A 21,715-nucleotide genomic window follows, 5' to 3' on the forward strand; every position below is an offset into this window, starting at 1 on the left:
AAAAGACATACTAGAGGAATTTACAATAGTTTGAACAAAACCTCAATTAAACAATTAATTGCTTGGTTTTATAATACTCGTGAAAATCCAAATTCAGCAGCTGTTTTTTGAAAAACTTCTTAAACCCCCGTATAATTCGCTGGAGTTATTTTTTTGAGCTCATCTTTTATAGTACCCGAAACCTCCAATGTATCAATAAAGTCCGCAATGGACTTTTGGGTTATTTTTTCGTTGGTACGTGTAAGACCTTTAAGGGCTTCATAGGGATTTGGGTAGCCTTCTCGTCGCAATATGGTTTGAATGGCCTCTGCTACCACGGCCCAGTTGTTTTCCAAGTCTTCTTCAAACTTTTCTGCGTTCAACACCAACTTGTTCAAACCTTTAAGAGTGGATAAAAAAGCTACCTGAGTATGCCCAAAAGGAACGCCCACATTTCTTAGTACCGTACTGTCGGTCAAGTCACGCTGTAAGCGTGAAACCGGAAGTTTTGCGGACAAATGTTCAAACAAGGCATTGGCAAGACCCAAATTTCCCTCAGAATTCTCAAAATCGATGGGATTTACCTTATGTGGCATTGCCGAAGAGCCAACTTCCCCTTTTTTGATTTTCTGTTTAAAATAATCCATGGAAATATAGGTCCAGAAATCCCTATTTAAATCAATATAGATTGTATTGATCCGTTTTAGGCAATCGAACAAGGCGGCCATGTGGTCGTAATGTTCAATTTGAGTGGTTGGGAACGAATGGTGCAATCCCAATTTTTCCTGAACAAACTGTTGTCCAAAAGCTTTCCAATCTATGGTTGCATAAGCTACTTTGTGCGCATTGTAATTTCCTGTTGCCCCACCAAATTTGGCAGCACTGGGAATGTCATTTAATAAATTAAACTGCTCTTTCAATCGCTCTACATAAACATCGATTTCTTTTCCCAATCGAGTAGGGGAGGCCGGTTGTCCGTGGGTCCGGGCCAGCATGGGGATGGCCGCCCATTCTGTGGCCAATGCTTTTAATTTTTCAAATACCTCAAAATAGAGCGGTACGTAAACATTGTTCATGGCCTCCTTGATGGAAAGTGGAATAGCGGTGTTGTTTATATCCTGTGAAGTAAGACCAAAATGGATAAATTCTTTGTGTTTTTCAAGTCCCAAACCATCAAACTTCTGCTTGATGAAATACTCAACAGCCTTTACATCATGGTTTGTAGTTTTTTCAATTTCTTTTATAGCAGTCGCATCTTCCGAAGAAAAATCAAGATAGATTTTCTGCAAGTCAGAAAATTTGGAGGTATCAAAATCCGCTAGCTGCGGAAGCGGAATTTCGCAGAGTGCAATAAAGTATTCGATCTCTACTTGCACCCGATATTTAATGAGTGCTTCTTCTGAAAAATAGCCACCTAGGGCTTCTGTTTTATTTCGGTAACGGCCATCAATCGGGGAAATGGCACTTAGTTGGTTCAAGGACATTGCTTTCAAATTTTGAAAGCATCAAAGATACTTAAAGTCATAGAGTTTAGTGCCTTTATTCCTTGAGCATATCCAAGGTTTTTTTCGCCCTGTTTTTGTATCCGGCACTTCCAGAGGATATTGTGTCTTCCAATACAAGTTTTAGTTCTGGGTGTACCCAGTCATATTTTGTTCCCAGATGATATAAACTTGTCATAGCAAAGACTTTTGCCGCGGCTTTGTGTTCTCCTATTAACCAATCAAAACAGGTGGTTAGCATCAGTTCAAGTTGGATAGCGTTGATATGCTTTTGAAATGGGGCGCTTTTCTGCTCAAAATAGGCCTCGCAGACCAATTGACAAACGTGTGCCATAGGTCGAATACAGGATTCTGATTGAAGCCCACTGAGTCCTTGGGCAAATTCATCAAAATAGGGGAGTAGATATTGTAATTTTTTTCGCATGAGATGATCAAACACCCAACTTGCATTGAAGGTGCCTTGTTTGTCCTCAATATATATCTCCTGAAGAAGACAAGATGTTAATTCAGGAAATTCCAACAGTTGGACCACCAATTGATTGATTTCTATTTTGGAAAGTCGCTTTGAATTTAATGAGGTGCGGAGTTGTTGTTCGGTCACAAAATACTATTTTTACTAAAAACACTTAGTTGATGAAAGTAATAAAAAAAATAGGAATTGTACTCTTGATCATTTTTATTGGAATGCAATTTTATCGACCTGAAAAAAACACGGCAAGTGGGGATTATTTAGCAATTTTTGAAGCTGAAACAAAACCAAATGAGTCAGTAAAGGAAATTTTAAAAACCACTTGTTATGATTGCCACAGTGACCATACAGAGTACCCTTGGTACAACAATGTAGCTCCGATTTCCTATTGGTTGGACGATCATATTAGAGATGGGAAGAAGCACCTAAACTTTTCCGATTGGCAAAATTACTCGGCTAAAAAGAAGGACCATAAATTAGACGAACTTATAGAAGAGGTTGAGGAAGGAAAAATGCCGTTAGATGAATATACATGGACACACAAAGAAGCCAAACTTACCGAAAACCAGGTGAAAACCTTATTGGAATGGGCACGACAGGCTAGGTTACCATATCAGAAAGCTCTGCAACAAGATTAGGCACTCCATTTACAGCTGTTTTAGGTATTACGGTCAGATTCTTAAAATCTGACTTAGCTACACTAGGTTTTGGGTCCACAAAGTAAATAGGCACTTGGTCCGATACATAATTTATCAAACTTGCTGCTGGATAAACTTGCATTGAAGTCCCAATAATGATCAGGATATCGGCATTCAATGTAATATCGATTGCCGGTTTCAGCATAGGAACCATTTCACCAAACCAGACAATATGTGGCCGTAATTGATGACCGTTTTCGTCCAAATCTCCTAGAATCAAATCTTTTTTCCAGGTTAGCACATGATTTTCGTTTGCTGTGCTTCTAACCTTAAACAATTCGCCGTGCAAATGCACTACACGGGAACTTCCCGCCTGTTCATGCAGATTGTCTACATTTTGGGTTACAATGTTCACATCAAACCATTTTTCCAAGTCTACAAGGGCTTTGTGTCCGGCATTTGGGGAAACCTCTAAAAGCTGTCGCCTTCTTTGGTTGTAAAAATCCAAAACCAATTCAGGATTCTTTGCAAACCCTTGAGGTGAAGCAACTTCCATAACATCATGCCCTTCCCATAATCCATCTGAATCCCTAAAAGTGTTTATACCACTTTCTGCGCTCATACCGGCACCGGTTAGCACAACGATTTTTTGTTTTCCACTCATTGGTCATAAAAATAAGAATTTCATTTTTCGTTATCTTGTGATTTATGTTTGACGATGATTTGTTGACATATCTTGAGGGTTTTCTTACGGAAGATCGGAAACAACGCTTTTTGGAGGTACTACAAAACCGCTCTAAGTATATTACGGTTGCAATTGAAGATGTTTTCCAGTTGCATAACACGAGTGCCGTGATACGTAGTTGTGATGCATTTGGAGTTCAGGAGGTGCATGTTGTTGAGGGCAGGTTTGGAGAGCGCCTCGATAAGAATATTGCCATGGGAGCTGAGCAGTGGGTGGATGTAAACAGATATCAAACCACATCTGAATGTATATCTACACTACGGCAAAGAGGGTATCAAATTATTGCGACGACCCCACACAATGATTCGTGTTTGCTTTCTAATTTTAAATTGAAAACAAAAACAGCCTTGTTTTTTGGTACGGAGAAAGAAGGGTTGAGTGATGAGGTAATGGCAAATGCGGATGGGTTTTTAAAAATACCCATGGTGGGTTTTTCGGAGAGTTTGAACATTTCTGTCTCGGCGGCTATCATTATACAGGAGTTGATGGAAAAACTCAGAAAAACTGATATTGAGTGGCAACTTTCGGATATTGAAATACTGGAAAAGCAATTGGATTGGACCAAAAAATCCATTAAAAACGTGGAAGGGATCATCGGGCGTTACCTGGAAAAATGACTTTTTTGTATTTTTAGCAATAACCAATTTTTAAAACTAAAAAAATGACAACTGTACTTTACATTTTAGGAGGGATTGTTTTGTTGATTCTGTTTTTGGCGGTTATAGCGCCAAAATCGTACAATGTTTCAAGATCTATTGAAATAGCCAAACCTAAGGCCGAAGTGTTTGAGAACCTTAAGTTTTTGAAAAATCAAGATGCTTGGTCACCTTGGAACAAGAAAGACCCCAACATGGAAAAAAAGTTTACTGGAACCGATGGGGAAGTTGGAGCTACAAGTTACTGGAACGGGAATAAGGATGTTGGCGAAGGTGAGCAGGAAATTACCAAGATTGTGGATGGCGAACGTGTTGAATCTGAACTTCGCTTTTTAAAACCTTGGAAATCCACTTCAGATGCCTACCTGACCACTGAGGAGGTTGATTCGGACACTACCAAAGTTACTTGGGGCTTTTCAGGAAAGAATAAATTCCCAACAAGTATTTTTATGTTATTCATGAATATGGACAAAGCTGTTGGGGGAGATTTTGAGGAAGGATTGGCCAGTCTAAAAGAAACATTGGAAAAATAGGTATGGAACAAAATATGGTTGGATGGTTTGAGATTCCTGTTTCGGATATGGAACGGGCCAAGACGTTTTATGAAAAAGTTTTTCAAATCAAGATTCAAGTTCAGGATTTAGGAGGTACGCAAATGGGATGGTTTCCTTGGGCAGAAGGAAAAAACGGGGCCGCCGGGTCACTGATTTTACAACCCGATTGGTACAAGCCTAGCGCAACGGATGGCGTACTGGTGTATTTTGCAAGCACGGATGTCCAGATTGAACTGGATTTAATTGAAGCCGCTGGAGGAAAAATTTTAAAACCAAAAACCCAGATAAGCCCAGATGTGGGTTATATGGGATTGTTTTTGGATACCGAAGGGAATCGTATTGCACTTCACTCGAGGAAGTAAACCTTTCATATTTACTCCACCAATTCTAAGAGAGCGATGTCAAAATCATTATCAAGAATGACTTTTCCTTTGGCGACCATGACTTCGGTTTCAGAGTAGGTGTCATATAATTTGGTTCCATCCCCAAAAAAACCTTTTACCCAGAGTGATTTTTTGCCTTTGGGCAAATCCAAACCTACTACAACTTTGTCCTTAAATTCTCCATTTGTATAGGTTCTTGAGAATACGTAGGGCGATTTTGCAAGTCTTTTATGTTTACCGGCTCCTATTGCGGGATGGTTTCGCCTAAACTGACCCAATTTCTGCCAATGTTTGTGAATTTTTTTTGTTTGGGGCAAACTATCCAAGTCTTCCCAATTCATAAAGGAACGTAGTGTAGCATCACCATTGGTGGCTTCTATGACTAGGCTTCGAGCCGTTTCATCCCCATAATAAACTTGAGAAGCTCCTGGTGTCAGCAGTAAAACATTTGCCGCATATATGGGTCTTTTGCGTTCTTTATCAAAAGGATTTCCATCATCATGGGAAGTCAAATAATTCAATACACTCTTTCCTTTTAATTTGGTATTCAATAAACGATTGTACTTTTTGAAAATGGTCTCATAATCTTTGTTAGCATCAATCTTTAAATCAAAATTGATAAGACTTTTAAAACCATTGCTGAAGAAATCGACTTTCGTATCGCCAAAATTAAACTCCCTACCACCTGAGATTCCATAATCATAAACTTCTCCAACCATATAAAAGGGATTATTGTCCAATACCTGGTCCGGATGTTTTTTCTTCCAGGTCTCAAAAGCGTAATCTGCCTCTTTGTACAGTTCACCCCACGCGTTTTCATTCACGTGCTTTACTGTGTCTACTCGAAAGCCATCTACCCCAAAGTCATTGATATAATCCGTTAGCCATTTAATAATATAATACTTCGGAGCCCTTGGGTATCCTGTTCTTTCAAAAAATAATTGGAGTTCATCCAATTCTTGGCTCAATCGTCCTTCTTCCTTCCACTTGGCAAGTAGGGCATCAGGTAATTCAACAGGGTCGTTAGATGCGGTAAGTATGTCTGGAAGATTCTCTACTAAAGTACAGGCGGTTGTATTCTCATAAGTGGTAAATTCACATTTGGGTCCAGTTTGCACCCATTCTTTTGGCCATACAGGATCTTCTTCGGTAACAGGGCCGGTGTGGTTAAGGACCACATCCAATAAAACCCGTATTCCTTTTGCATGTGCAGTTTTGACCAATATCTCCAGATCTTTCCGTATGCCAAAATTAGGGTCAATAGCTGTCCAATCCTTTGTCCAATAGCCATGATAAGCATAGGTATTGCCAGTTCCTTCATCTGTAGCTCCATGGATTTGTTCAACAACAGGAGTAAACCAAATTGCATTTATTCCCAAATCTGTAAAATATCCTTCTTCAATTTTTTGTGTAATTCCTTGAATGTCCCCCCCTTCAAAACCTCTCAGAACAGCTGTCTCTTCTGTTCTTTCATAATTTATGTCATTCTCTGTATTACCATTATTAAAACGGTCCGTAAGAAGAAAGTAAACATTGGCTCCTTCCCAAACAAAAGGGACTTCCTTTTTTTGAGCTGTTTCCTCAACTACATTTGTGTCTTTTTTAATGGGGGTTTTTACTTCATTGCAGCCATGGAGAATGTATATCATGGACATAACAGCAAGTAGTTTTTTCATTTTTTGGGATTTTAGCTAAAGCTATAAAATGCATACGGAAATATAAAATTTATTTCCCATCACTTCTAATCCTCAATGTACGGGAGGTGAGCAGTACTATCAGCGTCTATTCAACACTTTGTATTCTTCGTAGCAACTAGAAATTGCATCAAGAATCTGAAGGTCGTTCGCGGTATTTATAAAAGATCTAGAGTAATTACAGTTATTTAGGATGTCCTCAAGATCAACTTTTTCCAACTGTAGCAATTCTGTAAGTGTTTCCCTATCAAACTTTGAAGCCAATAAATTTCTAATGTCTTCGTCTTCTTTCATTTGACGCAGTTTTCGCATTTGTTTTGGCTTTTTCCCAAAGAGATTCCGCAATAAGTCTGCGGGGTTTAATATCGCCCCCAATACTTTTGTAACCGCACTAGGGCTTTTGCTACCGCCCTCATAACTTTTTTGAAGCCCGGAAATGCTATATTGATATGCATTATTGATTGGAAGATTCTTTACGTCAATCTCAAGATATCCAGTCAATAGATAGGGCTTTACAATAACTTCTTCCAAGGCATATGCAAGCTCGGTAAGTGCTATTTCAGTTCCCTCAAATTTGAACATATCGTTGGTAACCCGAACTTTTTGGGATTTAAACCCTAAAAAGGAAAGGTACAGTGTATCATTCACTGCAGCCTGAATTTTGAATTTTCCTTCTTGATCGGTAATGGTACCAACAACTTTATTAAGATTGATAACGTGCACACTTACCATGGGATAGCTTGTTTGTGCATTGATAACTGTGGCGTTTAATTCTCCTTCAACCACCGCATCATCCTCATTTTGAGCAAAACAAAAAAATGAAATAAAGGAAAAAAATGTAAGTAAAACTCTTCTCATGCAATCTTTGTAGTCATAAAAGTACTAAACAAAGAAAAATAAATAGGTCTCCACCATCATTTAATATAGAATTAACTAATAAAAACCGGGTCGTTTTTTTCCACCTTTTCTCCCAGAGTTGTTTTTTCTGCCTCCTCTGAAGGATTTATTATCCCCACCTTTTCTGTGTCCACGTTTTTTATCTCGTTTTCTGCCACCTCTTCCTGAGCCACCTGGGTTTTTCGATACTTCAACATTGATAAAGCGCCCATCTACCTTAAATTCGGTAAAGGTTTGAAGTATGTTTTCCGTATGTTGAGCATCGGTATTAAAGAAGGAAAAACTATCCTTGGTGTCCACGTTGAAAATATCTTCTTTGTCTAGATTTAGGGTATCCCTTAAAAAATCTTTCAATGACATCCAGTCGTAATTGTCCCGCTCACCTACATTTATAAAGTAGCGCACAGATCCATTGGACGGGATATCACCTTTGGAACGATCTTTTCTTTCTCCACGATCTCCCCTATCATCTGATGAGTTTAAATCCCGGGTCTTACTATAATAATTATAGAAGCGGCTAAATTCAACGGAAATAATTTTCTTGATCAATTCTTCCCTGTCAACACCTTCCAGTACATCATTTATTGCCGGCAGATAATTGTCGATTTCGGGATTAATTTCAGTTTCTTTTATTCTGCTGGCTAAATGATACAGCTGAATCTCACAAATTTCGATTCCCGTTGGAATTTTTTTGGATAGAAATGCTTGTTGGATTTTGTGTTCAATGGACTTTATTTTCCGCAATTCTGAACGCGTTACAATGACCATGGAAATACCTGACTTTCCTGCACGACCTGTTCGTCCACTTCGGTGGGTATAGGTTTCTATCTCATCGGGCAATTGGTAATTGATGACGTGGGTAATGTCATCCACATCAATCCCCCTGGCGGCAACATCTGTAGCGACAAGCATCTGCACTTGTTTTTTACGGAAGGAATTCATGACCAAATCCCGCTGATTCTGGCTTAGGTCGCCATGGAGCGCTCCTGCATTATAACCATCTTCAATAAGTTTTTCGGCAACTTTTTGGGTATCTCTTTTAGTTCGACAAAATATCACGGAGAAAATACCAGGATTGGCATCTGCAAGACGCTTAAGGGCAGGATAACGATCACGCCCACCAACTACATAGTACTCATGTTGTACGGTTGACGCGCCTGCATTTTTGGTTCCCACGGTAATTTCCTTGGGCTTATGCATGAATTTTTTAGCTATGGTAGCTACTTCTTTAGGCATGGTTGCAGAAAACAACCATGTAAACTTTTCTTGGGGGGTATTTGAAAGAATGTCCTTAATATCCTCAAAAAAGCCCATGTTCAACATTTCATCGGCTTCATCAAGTACACAATAGTCAATTTTTGAAATATCGACCATCCTACGCCCGATCATATCTTTCATGCGCCCCGGAGTTGCAACAATAATCTGGGCACCGCGCTTAATTTGCCTTGCCTGTTCCGTAATACTGGCACCACCGTAAATGGCAACAGTATTTAATCCTTTAACGTATTTGGAATATAATTTTAATTCGTTTGTAATCTGTAAACAAAGTTCACGGGTAGGAGAAAGGATGAGCCCTTGTGTTGTCCTACTCTCAGATTGTATTTTTTGAATCATTGGGAAGCCAAAAGCGGCTGTTTTTCCCGTTCCCGTTTGTGCCAGGGCCACCAAATCGGTCTCTTGTTCCAATAAAATTGGGATTGCTTTTTCTTGTACTTCTGATGGAGTCTCAAATCCTAGATCGGAAATAGCATCCAATAGGGGTTTCTCCAACCCCAAGGTTTCAAATTTTGTCATTGTGGTAAATACCTTAAATCGCAAATATGCTGTGTTGTACAGAGCGATTTTGTATTACCTATCCGAGCCCCTCACAACACCATGCCCATACCGGCGGCGTTAATAAAGGCGCAAAGGTACATCAATTTGTTAAGGTGGTAACTATAAAGCCCTGTTTTTGAAGAAAGCAACTAATTTTTGGATTGCAATACCTCTATGACTTATAGCATTTTTGGTTTCTGAAGATAGTTCTCCAAAAGTCTTGGTATGTCCCTCAGGTTTAAAAATTGGATCGTATCCAAATCCTCCGAGACCAAATTCTTTTTCCGTAATATTTCCGTGTACAATCCCCTCAAAAGAATAGCTCTCATTTTTGAGATTGAGATGGATAACTGTTTTAAAGTGGGCCTTTCTGTTGGAGTTTACATTTAATTCCAACAAAACTTTGGACATATTGTCTTTTGCGTTCTTTTGCTCTCCTGCATAACGTGCGGAGTATACACCTGGAGCATTATTCAATGCATCAATAAGCAAACCCGTATCATCAGAAAAACAATCAAAACCGTATTTTTTAGTTACATAATCGGCTTTTATTTTGGCATTTTCTTCCAAAGTTTTTCCCGTCTCTGCAATTTCGTCAAAACAACCAATATCATTTAAAGACAGTAGTTGAATTTCAGAAGGCAAAAGTTCGAGAACTTCTTTTAATTTATTCTGATTATGGGTGGCGAAAACAATTTTCAAAACATGAAATGGTTAAAAACAGTGCTAAAAATAGTAATTTCGAAACATTAGCACGGTTAAAATGAAGTTGAGAATACTCCCACCTTTGGTGATGTTGATTTTTGGGTTTTTTATGTATAGCTTAAATCTATTACTGCCTTTTGGCAATTTTGATTTCTTTGGAAGAAGAGAGTTGGCAATCTTTCTAGTTGCCTTGGCTTTTTTGGTGATAACCATTGCATTATTTCAATTTTCAAGGGTAAAAACCACTACAAATCCTATTAATTTGAAAAAGACCAGTAGTTTGGTGACCAATGGGATATTTAAGTATACACGAAATCCTATGTATTTGGGCATGCTATTAATTTTATTGGGCTTTGGATTAAAGCTAGGGAATGCGTTTAATACACTTTTGGCAGCTGGATTTGTGTATTATATGAACCATTTTCAGATTAAAAAAGAGGAGCAAGCATTGATGGAGCTATTTGGGAAGGAATATACTTTGTATTGTAAAGCGACCAGAAGATGGTTTTAGATTTAAATAGGGTAAAACCGTGTTTTTACATGGGTATTTTGTTGTTTGCATTTTCATTGAATGCGCAAACACAATTTTTCACTTCGTTTGATGGAAATCAAATAGCGTATACTGATGAAGGTGAAGGACAGACAGTATTGCTCGTTCATGGTTTTATTACCAATGGAGCGATGTGGGAGAGATCAATTTTAAAAAAAGAGCTTTTGGATTCTGGATATAGGGTTATAATTCCAGATTTGCGTGGCAATGGAAAATCTGACAAGCCTGAAAACCCAGAGACATACCAAAATGACGCAGAAGTCAAGGATTTGGCCAACTTGATAGATTATTTAAAGTTGAATGAACTAAGTGCTGTAGGCTATTCAAGGGGTAGCATTGTGCTTGCCAAACTTTTGATAAAAGAAAAGCGTATAAAAAAAGCAATTTTAGGCGGCATGGGAATTGATTTTACCAATCCAGAATGGGATAGGAGAATTCTTTTTATGAATGCTTTTGACGGTAAAACAAATGAAGAAACCCAAGGAGCTGTTGATTATGCTACTTCAATAGGGGCAAATCATCGGATCTTGCATTTGCTGCAAAAATACCAACCAGTAACCACCAAGTTAGAGCTAAAAGAGATAGCTGCAGATGTCTTGGTAATTGCTGGAGATCAAGATTTGGACAATGGAAATCCATTGGAGTTAAAAAATGAAATACCAAACTCTAAACTACGTATTGTTGTTGGGGACCACAATCAAACCTACAAGACCCAATCTTTTTCAATCGAAATACTACAGTTTTTAGATTAAATCAGAGTTTTAAAACAATTTCCTTACGATTTTTTATATATATCCATTTATCAACTGTTTTTTATAACTTAAGATTTAAGAGATGGAATTAATGTTTAATTTTATGCCTTAATTTTTTGAGGCAATTCATGGTAGAAGTGGGACGAAAATACGTTTTTGATTTTGACAGTACCCTTACTAGGGTAGAAGCATTGGATGTTTTGGCGGAAATGACATTACAAGGAAAATCCAATAAAGATGAAGTCATCCAAGAAATCCAGGACATAACCAATCTAGGTATTGATGGGGATATTTCATTCACCGAATCCTTGGAAAGAAGAATAAAACTTTTAAATGCCCATAAGAACGACTTGGAAGGTTTGGTTGAGGAGCTTCGTCAAAAAATTTCGAAATCCATAGCATCCAACAAGGAGTTTTTTGAAAAATTCTCAGACGATATTTATGTGATTTCCTGCGGATTCAAGGAATTTATAGACCCTATTGTTGAGGAATATAATATACCATCAGACAGAGTGTATGCCAACACATTTAAATTTAATGAAGAGGGAGATATTATTGGGTTTGATGAAACAAACGTACTGGCATCACATAATGGTAAAATAGAGTGCCTCAAAAATCTTGACTTGGATGGTGAGGTACAAGTTATTGGGGACGGATATAGTGATTATGTAATGCGGGAAGCAGGTATTGCCGACAAGTTTTTTGCTTACACCGAGAATGTGCATCGCGAAAAAGCGGCAAGCAATGCCGACCACGTTACGCCCAACTTGGATGAGTTTCTTTTTGTAAATGATTTACCAAGAAACATATCATATCCAAAAAACAGAATCAAGATTCTTTTATTGGAAAATGTGCACCCAGATGCTTTTGAAAACTTATCTGAGGATGGGTTTTCGGTAGAACTGGTCAAGCATAGTTTGCCAGAGGAAGAACTTATAGAAAAAATTAAGGGAGTTCATGTATTGGGAATTCGCTCTAAGACCCAGGTAACCCAAAACGTACTTGATGCAGCCAATAAATTATTGGTGGTCGGGGCTTTTTGTATAGGTACCACGCAAATAGATTTGGAGCATGCCAAGGAAAAAGGAATAATTGTTTTTAATGCACCCTACAGTAATACCCGTTCTGTAGTAGAGCTGGCGATAGGCCAGACCATTATGTTAATGCGCAATGTATTTACCCGAAGCACTGAAATACATCAAGGTCAATGGAATAAAACGGCTATCAATTCTAAAGAGGTTAGGGGTAAAAACATGGGGATTGTTGGTTATGGAAACATAGGAAAGCAAATGTCCGTTTTGGCCGAAGCTATTGGAATGCGGGTCTATTATTATGATGTGGCCGATCAACTTGCGCTGGGCAATGCGGTAAAGTGCAATTCTCTGGAAGACTTGTTATCAGTTTCAGATGTGGTGACCCTACATGTAGACGATAATAAGGCAAATAGGGGTTTTATTGGGGAACGGGAAATAAACCAAATGCGGGATGGAGCAATGCTCATAAACCTTTCTCGCGGTTTTGTTGTTGATATTGATGCCTTGGCTGCTGGTTTAAAAAGCGGAAAATTAGGTGGAGCAGCTGTAGATGTATATCCAACTGAGCCCAGAAGTAATGGTAGCTTTGAAACTCCTTTACAAGGACTACCAAATGTAATCCTGACACCACATGTTGGAGGGAGCACAGAAGAAGCCCAACGCGATATAGCCAGCTTTGTACCAAATAAGATAATGGCCTACGTTAACTCTGGAAATACTGTGGATGCAGTAAACTTCCCCAACGTCAAATTGCCAAAACAGAACAAGGCTCATCGTTTCTTACATATCCATAAGAACGTTCCAGGAGTAATGGCAAAAATTAGTGAAGTTCTGGCTAAATATGAAATGAATATCACGGGTCAATATCTTTCTACAGATGATAAAGTTGGCTACGTCATTACCGATTTGGATAAGGAGTACAACAAGGAAGTTGTAAAAGCCCTTAAGAATGTAGAAAACACTATAAAATTTAGGGTGCTGTACTAATCTATTTTGCACTCCTACTTAATACTTGAGTTCACCTTCAGAAACCATATGTTTCACAACATTTATAATCGTCACTAGTTTTTTTCAAATAAATTGTAGGTATATTCTTATAAAAAGTATGTACCTCCATGAAAATTGGAAAAACTGAAGTATTCAAAAAAGGTTTTAGAGCCTATTATTTGTTGGTGATTTCTATAGTGCTGCTAACTATTGCCATCCAAACCATGACCCAGTATTCATTGAATAAACAGAGGTCTACGGCGTTAATCGTAAATTTGGCTGGTAGACAACGAATGCTAAGTCAGCGGTTGCTCAACGAGCTATATTCCTGTAGGTACCATAATTGTGATTATGCCGAAATGAAGCTTACATTAACTAAGCTGTACCAGATGAATGAATTTTTGCAAAAGGGAAATGAGACCTTGAAATTGGAACCTTTGGATGATGATGAAATCCGTAAAGAATTCAGCAGGTTATATCCTCATTTGGAATGGTTAAACAGTGAATTAAAGAATTACCAAAATTTCAAGAATGTTTCCTTTACGGATGTCAGATATCGTGTTGACCGATTTTTGTTCATCATGGATGGAATTGTGAACCAGTTTCAGAAAAAAGCGGAAAAGGATATACGGACCATGATGATTATTGAATTGGAACTTGCCATATTCTCCATTGTAATCATACTCTGTGAGATATTTTTTATTGTAAACCCCATTATCAATAATATTATCGACCAGAAGAGAAAACTTTCAGAAATAGCTTGGCACCAATCCCAAGTATTTAATTCACATATGAAAAACATTAACGACCTCGAATATGTTTTGAAAGTGGAAAAAAATCCAGAAAGACAAAAAGAGATTTATGGATTTATTGGGGAAGAGCTAAACCAGTTAAAAAAAGTTTCCCAGAATATGTTGAAGTCTTTGGAAAAAACCACAAATCAAGCTAAACCACACCATATGATAATTAGAAAGGTTGAAGGTTTTCTTGGAAAATTTAATATTGTGAGTTCTGATAAAGTGCTTACCGATGATGATACGGCTCATTCCGTAAAATAGTAAATCCTCTATATAATTGTTCAATCAAGAACAAACGCACCATTTGATGCGAAAACGTCATTTTGGATAAACTTATTTTTTCATTGCTTCTTTGGTATACCTTTTCGCTGAACCCATAAGGACCACCAACAACCAAAACAAGATTTTTTATCCCGCTGTTCATTTTTTTTTGAAGGAACTGGGCAAAATCGGGAGATGAAAATTGCTTTCCCTTCTCGTCTAAAACCGTCAACACATCAGAATTTTGAATGTGGCCAAGTATTAATTCCCCCTCTTTTTCCTTTTGCAAGGTTTCAGACAGGGTTTTACTGTTTTTGATATCCGGAATAATCAAAAACTTAAATTTTATGTAATGTTTTAGCCGCTTCTCATAAATAGCAATAAGTTTGGAGAGTTCAGGGCTATCTGTTTTGCCTATGGCAATTAACGTAATTTGCATACTCAAAATTAAAATTTTCAAAACAAACATTGGTATCATACAATAGATAGGATTAATGTTTTTATTATTTTCGTCAAAACCCCTTTTAGATGATAACAGAGGATCAATTCCAAAAAGAAATACAATTGATCATTGCAAATGCCATTCGCGAAGATGTGGGAGACGGTGACCATAGTTCTTTGGCATGTATTCCAGAAGAAGCCAAGGGCAAGGCCAAGTTATTGGTAAAGGATGAGGGCATTATTGGAGGGGTAGATTTTGCAAAACAGGTTTTTGAATATGTAGATCCAAATCTAAAAATCGAACTACTTGTTCCAGATGGCTCTTCCGTAAAATATGGGGATATTGTGTTTTACGTTTCTGGTAGTTCCCAAAGTATACTTAAAGCAGAGAGATTGGTGTTGAATGCAATGCAACGTATGAGTGCAATTGCGACAAAGACAAAAAGTTATGTGCAACTTTTAGAAGGAACAAGCACTAAGATTTTGGATACCAGAAAAACCACTCCTGGAATTAGAGCTCTGGAAAAATGGGCGGTTAAGATCGGGGGAGGCGAGAACCACAGGTTTGCCCTATATGATATGATTATGCTTAAGGATAACCATATAGATTTTGCAGGTGGAATTTCACAAGCCATACAAAAGACAAAACAATACCTCATAGATACCAATAAGAATTTAAAAATTATTGTGGAGGCAAGAAATTTGAAGGAAGTCAAGGAGATACTGCAATCTGAGGGGGTCTATAGAATTTTGCTGGATAATTTTAGTTTTGATGATACTAGAAAGGCAGTTGCATTGATTGGTGATCAATGTTTAACAGAATCTTCAGGGGGCATCAATGAAAATACCATAAGAGACTATGCTAATTGCGGGGTAGACTACATTTCCTCTGGAGCGTTGACCCATTCAGTCCATAATATGGATTTAAGCCTAAAAGCAGTTTAATGTCAACAGCCATTGAAGAACGTTTAGAAAAGATTCCAGTGGTTAACTGGTTGGTCAGACTATTGAAGAGCATTAAGCTTAAGGCGTTCGAAGGGCTTTCATTTTACGATTTAATAGAAATGTACTTGGTGGGCATTGTGGAGGGAACGCTTTCTTCCAGAGCAAGCTCAATAGCATTTAGTTTATTTATGGCGCTGTTTCCACTGCTCATATTCTTGGTTACACTTTTGCCCTTTGTAATCCCATATGCCAGTGTAGGAAATGAAAATTTTGATGCTCAGTTTCTATTGTTTTTGGAATCATTTTTACCGACAGCAACAAGTGATTATTTCGGAGATATATATCAGCAGATAAAAGACCAAAAACGCGGGGGACTGTTATCTTCAACATTTGTAATCTCTATTTTTTTGGTTGCCAATGGTGTAAACGCAATTTTCGGAGGTTTTGAAAACTCGTATCATGTAGAATTGACCAGAAATTTTTTCAGACAATACCTTTATGCTTTTATGGTTGGGTTGATTCTTTCCATTTTGTTGGTAATTGGAGCTGTAACTTTTGTGTATTTTGAATTTTACATTGTTGAATATACAAGTGAATATCTAGGAAAGCGACTAGGATATGATCTTGAAAAAAGTGATACTATAGGAATTCAAGTGACTAAAATTTTGTTCTTTATGTTACTTTCCTATCTTACCACCGCCATTCTCTATTACTTTGGTACGGCAGAAGGAAGAAAAGCAAGATTCTTTTCAGCGGGAGCGTTGATGACAACCTTGTTGTTTGTGCTCACGTCCTATCTTTTTGGAGTTTATGTTGAAAAGTTCGCACGTTATAATGAGCTTTATGGTGCATTGGGAGGATTATTGATTTTGATGGTATTCATATGGTTGAATTCCAATATTTTGTTACTAGGGTTTGAATTGAATGCTACCCTTAACTCTTTAAAGAAAAAACATGAAAAACAGCTTGAGGCTTGATACTTTTATTGCACTTATTTGTTTACTGATAGTTCAAACCTCATGGTCCCAATCCGTATTTGGCAAATGGAGAACCATTGATGATCGCAATGGAATTACCAAAGCAATTGTAGAAGTCTATGAGGAAAATGGTCTTTTGCAAGCCAAAGTTCTTAAGGTTGTTGAAAAAGGGAAAGAAAATGCTCTCTGTATCAAATGTAAAGGAGAGTTAAAGGATAAACCGGTCAACGGAATGCAAATCATGTATGATTTTGAAAAAAACAGCAAAGGAGAATGGAAAGGTAGTAAACTCTTTGATCCTGAGCAGGCAATGACTTTCAGGGGCAGGGTTTGGTTAGATCCAAAAGACAGCAATAAGCTCAAGGTAAGGGGGTATCTAGCCTTTTTGTACAGAACCCAAACATGGTTAAGAGTACTAGACGAATAACAGTATGCATTATTTTTTGGATGTAGTCCTGCCGATTCCCTTGGAGCGGCTTTTCACCTATAAAATTTCAGAGCAGGAAGCGGATTTTTTAGAAGTGGGAATGCGGGTTGCTGTCCCGTTTGGGAAATCAAAAATTTATACCGCACTGGCCTACAACATCCATAATAACCCTCCTTTGGCCTATGAAGCTAAAGAAATTTACCAGATATTGGATGAGAAACCTTTGGTGAACAAAATCCAAGTGAGACATTGGGAGTGGATTGCCCGGTACTATATGTGTACGCTTGGAGAAGTGGTTAGAAGTGCACTCCCCAGTGCTTTTTTGCTTGAAAGTGAAACCTTGGTGCTCCCCAATAAAGATGTTACGGTAGATGAGTTGGATTTAAAAGATGATGAATTTTTAGTTTATGAGGCATTTCAGCATCAAACGGTTTTAAAAATTGGGGAGATAAGTGGAATCGTGGACAAAAAAAATGTTTTGCCACTTGTAAATAGGTTGGTCCAAAAAGGGATTGTCATCCAAAAAGAAGAACTCTACGAGCAATATAGGCCAAAGTTAGTCCGCTATGTAAAGTTGGGCAAAGAATTCCAGACTGATGCTAAACTGGAAGAATTGTTATTGGATTTATCAAGAGCCCCAAAGCAAAGTCAAGTTGTTTTGGCCCTTTTTCAAATGCAGGCAGTAACTAAAAAGCCAATTCCCATTGCAGATTTGGAAAAAGAAAGTGGTAGTTCAAGGGCTATAATCAAAGCGCTTATTGATAAATCAATTCTTGAAGAATACCATATTAGAACAGATAGGGTTCAATTTGATGGTGAATCCAATTCGATAAACGGGATTACGCTAAACTCTTATCAAACAGAAGCTTTAACTACCATCAATAAAAGTTTTACTGAAAATAAAGTTGCCTTGCTTCATGGGGTTACATCTTCTGGGAAGACTGAAGTTTACATCAAACTTATAGAGCAATCACTAGAGCTTGGTAAACAGGCTTTGTACCTATTGCCAGAAATAGCCTTGACTTCCCAACTCATAGGAAGATTACGTTCCTATTTTGGTAATAAAGTTTCTGTGTATCATTCAAAATACAGTATTCATGAACGCGTAGAGGTTTGGAACAATGTAAAGGATAATTCTGATAAAGCACAGATAGTAATCGGGGCGCGGTCATCCTTATTTTTACCATTTTCCAACTTGGGATTAGTGGTTGTTGATGAGGAACATGAGAGTTCTTTTAAGCAATTTGACCCAGCTCCAAGGTATCATGCCCGGGATGCAGCCATTGTTCTAGCGACATATCATAATGCACATTGTGTTTTGGGTTCTGCAACACCAAGCATTGAAAGTATGGATAATGCTAAAAAAGGAAAATACGGGTACGCATCCATTAATTACAGGTATGGAGATGTACTCATGCCTGATATTACCTTGGTTGATATAAAGGAAGCAACCCGCAAGAAACGAATGAAAGGTCATTTCTCGGAAACCCTATTCAATGCAATTGGTGAAACTTTAGAAGGTGGGGAGCAGGTAATCCTGTTTCAAAATAGAAGGGGTTTTGCACCGATTATTGAATGTACAACTTGTGGAAATGTAAATCAATGTCCCAATTGCGATGTTAGTCTTACCTATCACCAACATAGAAATCAATTGCGATGTCATTATTGTGGGTATCACATGGCATTGCAACACGCCTGTCTTGCCTGTGGAAGTCCAACATTGGATAAAAAAGGATTTGGAACTGAGCAAATTCAGGAAGAATTAAAGCAGCTTTTTCCAGATACAAATGTGGGTAGAATGGATTTGGACACTACCAGGGGCAAGTATGCCTATGAAAAAATAATCACTGCATTTGAACAGCAAGAAATGGACATTCTTGTGGGTACCCAAATGGTTACAAAAGGATTGGATTTTAGAAATGTAAACCTAGTGGGCATCATGAACGCAGATTCTTTGTTGAATTTTCCAGACTATCGAGCCCATGAACGAAGTTTTCAATTATTGACGCAGGTTGCGGGTAGGGCAGGGCGAACAAAGAAAAGGGGAAAAGTGCTTGTCCAGACCTACAATCCATACCATCAAATATTACAGCAGGTAACGACGAACAGCTATAATAAAATGTTTGAAGAACAGCAGTATGAACGGGAAAAGTTTAAATATCCTCCTATTGTTCGAATTATTAAGCTTACTCTAAAGGATAAGGACTATAACAAGTTAAATGAGGCGGCCCAATGGTTCGCCAGTTCCTTGCAAAATGTATTGGGGCAACAAATTCTGGGTCCGGAATATCCTCCTGTGGCCAGAATACGAAGGGATTATTTAAAAAACATTCTTATAAAGACACCCAAGTCACAATCTATTGCCCAAACAAAAAATAGCATTAAAGGAATTGAAAAATCCTTTAATGCTATTTCAAAGTATAAAAGTGTAAGACTGGTCTACAATGTGGACCACATATAATTTATACGTTGGCAAGAGCTTCAGCCAGCTCTGTCTTCTTATTTCTACTTAATGGAATCTGTCTACCCCCAACCTCTACATTCTTACTATTGAATTTTTCAATCTTTTCCAGATTCACTATATAAGACTTATGGATTCTAAGAAATTTTTCAGCAGGTAACTGCTTTTCGAAAGCCTTCATGGTAGAAAGAATTACAATATTGGCTTCATCAGTAACCAATTTAATGTAATCTCCCAATGCTTCAATCCATTTAATATCATTTAAGATAACCTTACGCTTTTTAAGGTTACTTTTTACAAAAATATGCTCTTCATCCTCATCAACCCTGTTTATTTGCTCATACTTGGCAACAGCTCTTTTTACAGAAGCTTCAAATCTGGCTAGGGTTATAGGTTTGTGTAAATAATCGGTTACATCATAATCAAAAGCCTTAAGAGCGTAATCCGGCTTTCCTGTTATTAAAATAACTTGTGGAGGGTTCTCCAATGCCTCTAAAAGGTCGAAACCGCTAATAATTGGCATTTCAACATCTAGAAAGATTAAATCAATGTCGTGGTTCTTTAATCCATTTTTGGCCTCAATAGCGTTACTGTACTCAGCTACAAGGGCAAGATGAGGGTGATTGTTGACCAATTTTGCAACAGCCATCCGCTGCATTGAGGAGTCGTCTACAATTATACTTTTTAATTTCATAGAATGGGGTGATTTGTAGGGTTTTAAATCATCGGCAAATTACATAAAAAAGGCGTTTAACGGCAACAAAAGATGTAAACATGGTCTATTTTGTTGTGTATATTACCATATACGTTATGTAGGTTAGCTTGGTTCATAATTGTTAATAACTATTGCTATTTAAACGAAGATTTTAAGCTTTTCTTGTGGGGTGAAGTATTTATTGTTAATTTTGCGCTCCTTTAAAAATATAATATATGAACCATTACGAAACTGTTTTCATTTTGAATCCCGTTCTGTCTGAAACACAGATAGAGGAAACAGTTAAGAAATTTGAAGATTTCTTAATTAAGAATGGTGGCAAAATGGTCTCCAAAGAAAATTGGGGACTAAAGAAATTGGCCTATCCCATTCAACACAAGAAAAGTGGTTTTTACCACTTATTTGAATTCACCGTTCCTGGTGAAGTAATTTCTCCTTATGAGCTGGAGTTTAGAAGAGATGAGCGTATCATGCGTTTTCTAACTGTTAAGTTGGACAAGCATGCCATTTCTTGGGCAGAAAGAAGAAGAACTAAATTAAAAGCTAAGGCATAGGGTTATGGCATCAATAGAACAACAAGCAAAATCAAAAAAAGATGGGGAAATCAGGTATTTGACCCCATTGAACATTGAGACTAACAAACAAAAGAAGTATTGTAGATTTAAAAAATCTGGAATTAAGTATATAGATTACAAAGATCCAGATTTTCTAATGAAGTTGGTAAACGAACAAGGTAAATTGCTTCCTAGAAGACTTACCGGTACATCTTTAAAGTACCAAAGAAAGGTAGCACAAGCTGTTAAGCGTGCACGCCATCTAGCCTTAATGCCGTACGTTGGCGATATGTTGAAATAAAAAATACTGAAGAATGGAACTTATTCTAAGAGAAGATATACAGGATTTGGGTTTTAAGGATGACGTCGTAACAGTGAAAAACGGTTATGGAAGAAATTACCTTATCCCCAAAGGATTGGCCGCTTTGGCTACACCATCTGCCAAAAAGGTTTTAGCAGAAAACCTAAAACAGAGAGCTCATAAAGAAAAGAAGGTTGTCGACGAAGCCAGTAAAAAGGCAGAGGCGTTAAAACAATTGGAAATCCGTATCCCGGCGAAAGTGGGTGCAGGTGATAAGCTTTTCGGTTCTGTAAATAATATTGATTTGGCCGTAGCTTTAAGCAAAGCAGGTCATGAAATAGACAGAAAGTTCATTACTATAAAAGGAGGAACAATAAAAAGAGTTGGGCCATATGATGCCCAAATCAGACTTCATAGAGAAGTAATTGTAGACTTCCCTTTTGAAGTGATTGCTGAGGCGAAATAAATTCAACTCT

General features: G+C 37.8%; 24 protein-coding genes. 15 read left to right on the forward strand and 9 right to left on the reverse strand.

Going from position 1 to position 21,715, the window contains the following annotated elements:
- Positions 1 to 119: 119 nt before the first annotated feature.
- Positions 120 to 1,463, reverse strand: a complete 1,344-nt coding sequence (gene purB, locus AAY42_RS02110; RefSeq protein ID WP_055392355.1) for an adenylosuccinate lyase — start codon at positions 1,461 to 1,463, stop codon at positions 120 to 122.
- A gap of 55 nt (positions 1,464 to 1,518) precedes the next feature.
- Positions 1,519 to 2,082, reverse strand: a complete 564-nt coding sequence (locus AAY42_RS02115; protein WP_055392356.1) for a hypothetical protein — start codon at positions 2,080 to 2,082, stop codon at positions 1,519 to 1,521.
- Positions 2,083 to 2,114: 32 nt separating this feature from the next.
- Between AAY42_RS02115 and AAY42_RS02120 the strand changes: the two genes are divergently transcribed.
- Positions 2,115 to 2,588 (forward strand): heme-binding domain-containing protein, encoded by a 474-nt coding sequence (locus AAY42_RS02120; protein WP_055392357.1) that lies wholly within the window; start codon positions 2,115 to 2,117, stop codon positions 2,586 to 2,588.
- Here AAY42_RS02120 and AAY42_RS02125 read toward each other — a convergent pair.
- A complete protein-coding gene (locus tag AAY42_RS02125) occupies positions 2,551 to 3,252 on the reverse strand; it encodes an SIR2 family NAD-dependent protein deacylase (RefSeq protein WP_055392358.1) in 702 nt (233 codons plus the stop codon). The two genes, AAY42_RS02120 and AAY42_RS02125, sit on opposite strands and share 38 nt — an antisense overlap.
- Positions 3,253 to 3,296: 44 nt before the next feature.
- Here AAY42_RS02125 and AAY42_RS02130 point away from each other — a divergent pair, with 44 nt between their 5' ends.
- From AAY42_RS02130 to AAY42_RS02140, 3 genes are read left to right on the forward strand one after another with little or no spacing between them, the layout of a single operon-like run.
- Positions 3,297 to 3,950, forward strand: a complete 654-nt coding sequence (locus AAY42_RS02130) for a TrmH family RNA methyltransferase (RefSeq protein ID WP_055392359.1) — start codon at positions 3,297 to 3,299, stop codon at positions 3,948 to 3,950.
- 44 nt (positions 3,951 to 3,994) lie between these two features.
- Positions 3,995 to 4,522, forward strand: a complete 528-nt coding sequence (locus AAY42_RS02135; protein ID WP_055392360.1) for an SRPBCC family protein — start codon at positions 3,995 to 3,997, stop codon at positions 4,520 to 4,522.
- A gap of 2 nt (positions 4,523 to 4,524) precedes the next feature.
- On the forward strand, positions 4,525 to 4,905 hold the full coding sequence (locus tag AAY42_RS02140; RefSeq protein ID WP_055392361.1) for a VOC family protein: 381 nt from the start codon (positions 4,525 to 4,527) through the stop codon (positions 4,903 to 4,905).
- 11 nt (positions 4,906 to 4,916) lie between these two features.
- Here the strand turns inward: AAY42_RS02140 and AAY42_RS02145 are convergent, their stop codons facing one another.
- The 4 genes from AAY42_RS02145 to AAY42_RS02160 form a co-directional block, all read right to left on the reverse strand.
- Positions 4,917 to 6,602 carry an alpha-amylase family glycosyl hydrolase gene (locus AAY42_RS02145; RefSeq protein WP_055392362.1) on the reverse strand — a complete coding sequence of 562 codons (1,686 nt, stop codon included), beginning with the start codon at positions 6,600 to 6,602 and terminating at the stop codon, positions 4,917 to 4,919.
- Positions 6,603 to 6,701: 99 nt separating this feature from the next.
- Positions 6,702 to 7,478: a carboxypeptidase-like regulatory domain-containing protein gene (locus AAY42_RS02150; protein ID WP_055392363.1), complete on the reverse strand. Its 777-nt coding sequence runs from the start codon at positions 7,476 to 7,478 to the stop codon at positions 6,702 to 6,704.
- Positions 7,479 to 7,553: 75 nt separating this feature from the next.
- A complete protein-coding gene (locus tag AAY42_RS02155; protein ID WP_055392364.1) occupies positions 7,554 to 9,311 on the reverse strand; it encodes a DEAD/DEAH box helicase in 1,758 nt (585 codons plus the stop codon).
- Positions 9,312 to 9,452: 141 nt separating this feature from the next.
- Complete coding sequence (locus AAY42_RS02160) at positions 9,453 to 10,034, reverse strand: non-canonical purine NTP diphosphatase (RefSeq protein ID WP_055392365.1); 582 nt, start codon at positions 10,032 to 10,034, stop codon at positions 9,453 to 9,455.
- A gap of 61 nt (positions 10,035 to 10,095) precedes the next feature.
- Here AAY42_RS02160 and AAY42_RS02165 point away from each other — a divergent pair, with 61 nt between their 5' ends.
- The 4 genes from AAY42_RS02165 (at position 10,096) to AAY42_RS02180 (ending at position 14,418) form a co-directional block, all read left to right on the forward strand.
- On the forward strand, positions 10,096 to 10,548 hold the full coding sequence (locus AAY42_RS02165) for a methyltransferase family protein (protein ID WP_055392366.1): 453 nt from the start codon (positions 10,096 to 10,098) through the stop codon (positions 10,546 to 10,548).
- A gap of 29 nt (positions 10,549 to 10,577) precedes the next feature.
- Positions 10,578 to 11,339 (forward strand): alpha/beta fold hydrolase, encoded by a 762-nt coding sequence (locus AAY42_RS02170; protein ID WP_055397687.1) that lies wholly within the window; start codon positions 10,578 to 10,580, stop codon positions 11,337 to 11,339.
- A gap of 128 nt (positions 11,340 to 11,467) precedes the next feature.
- Positions 11,468 to 13,360: a phosphoglycerate dehydrogenase gene (gene serA / locus AAY42_RS02175; RefSeq protein ID WP_055392367.1), complete on the forward strand. Its 1,893-nt coding sequence runs from the start codon at positions 11,468 to 11,470 to the stop codon at positions 13,358 to 13,360.
- A gap of 128 nt (positions 13,361 to 13,488) precedes the next feature.
- The gene (locus tag AAY42_RS02180; protein ID WP_055392368.1) at positions 13,489 to 14,418 is read left to right on the forward strand and encodes a type IV pili methyl-accepting chemotaxis transducer N-terminal domain-containing protein; all 930 of its coding nucleotides are present in this window, start codon (positions 13,489 to 13,491) and stop codon (positions 14,416 to 14,418) included.
- Here the strand turns inward: AAY42_RS02180 and rlmH are convergent.
- Positions 14,384 to 14,857 (reverse strand): 23S rRNA (pseudouridine(1915)-N(3))-methyltransferase RlmH, encoded by a 474-nt coding sequence (rlmH, locus tag AAY42_RS02185; protein ID WP_055397688.1) that lies wholly within the window; start codon positions 14,855 to 14,857, stop codon positions 14,384 to 14,386. The two genes, AAY42_RS02180 and rlmH, sit on opposite strands and share 35 nt — an antisense overlap.
- An 89-nt stretch (positions 14,858 to 14,946) precedes the next feature.
- Between rlmH and nadC the strand changes: the two genes are divergently transcribed.
- From nadC to priA, 4 genes are read left to right on the forward strand one after another with little or no spacing between them, the layout of a single operon-like run.
- Positions 14,947 to 15,804 (forward strand): carboxylating nicotinate-nucleotide diphosphorylase, encoded by an 858-nt coding sequence (gene nadC, locus AAY42_RS02190; protein ID WP_055392369.1) that lies wholly within the window; start codon positions 14,947 to 14,949, stop codon positions 15,802 to 15,804.
- Positions 15,804 to 16,781: a YihY/virulence factor BrkB family protein gene (locus AAY42_RS02195; protein ID WP_055392370.1), complete on the forward strand. Its 978-nt coding sequence runs from the start codon at positions 15,804 to 15,806 to the stop codon at positions 16,779 to 16,781. The genes nadC and AAY42_RS02195 overlap by 1 nt, the downstream gene beginning before the upstream one ends.
- Positions 16,759 to 17,208: a DUF2147 domain-containing protein gene (locus AAY42_RS02200; RefSeq protein ID WP_055392371.1), complete on the forward strand. Its 450-nt coding sequence runs from the start codon at positions 16,759 to 16,761 to the stop codon at positions 17,206 to 17,208. Before AAY42_RS02195 ends, AAY42_RS02200 begins: the two co-directional genes overlap by 23 nt.
- Before the next feature lie 4 nt (positions 17,209 to 17,212).
- Entirely contained in the window at positions 17,213 to 19,669 is a 2,457-nt protein-coding gene (gene priA / locus AAY42_RS02205; protein WP_055392372.1) for a replication restart helicase PriA, read from the forward strand.
- A 1-nt stretch (position 19,670) separates the two neighbouring features.
- Here priA and AAY42_RS02210 read toward each other — a convergent pair whose 3' ends face one another.
- Positions 19,671 to 20,363, reverse strand: coding sequence for a LytR/AlgR family response regulator transcription factor (locus tag AAY42_RS02210; RefSeq protein ID WP_055392373.1), 693 nt, complete (start codon positions 20,361 to 20,363; stop codon positions 19,671 to 19,673).
- Between the two features lie 236 nt (positions 20,364 to 20,599).
- Between AAY42_RS02210 and rpsF the strand changes: the two genes are divergently transcribed.
- The 3 genes from rpsF to rplI are packed head-to-tail and all read left to right on the forward strand — an operon-like array spanning position 20,600 to position 21,705.
- Positions 20,600 to 20,938: a 30S ribosomal protein S6 gene (gene rpsF / locus AAY42_RS02215; protein ID WP_055392374.1), complete on the forward strand. Its 339-nt coding sequence runs from the start codon at positions 20,600 to 20,602 to the stop codon at positions 20,936 to 20,938.
- Positions 20,939 to 20,942: 4 nt separating this feature from the next.
- Positions 20,943 to 21,239: a 30S ribosomal protein S18 gene (rpsR, locus tag AAY42_RS02220; protein ID WP_055392375.1), complete on the forward strand. Its 297-nt coding sequence runs from the start codon at positions 20,943 to 20,945 to the stop codon at positions 21,237 to 21,239.
- A 13-nt stretch (positions 21,240 to 21,252) separates the two neighbouring features.
- Positions 21,253 to 21,705, forward strand: coding sequence for a 50S ribosomal protein L9 (gene rplI, locus AAY42_RS02225; protein WP_055392376.1), 453 nt, complete (start codon positions 21,253 to 21,255; stop codon positions 21,703 to 21,705).
- Positions 21,706 to 21,715: the final 10 nt, after the last annotated feature.

Source organism: Flagellimonas eckloniae (assembly GCF_001413955.1).
Classification (GTDB): Bacteria; Bacteroidota; Bacteroidia; order Flavobacteriales; family Flavobacteriaceae; genus Flagellimonas; species Flagellimonas eckloniae.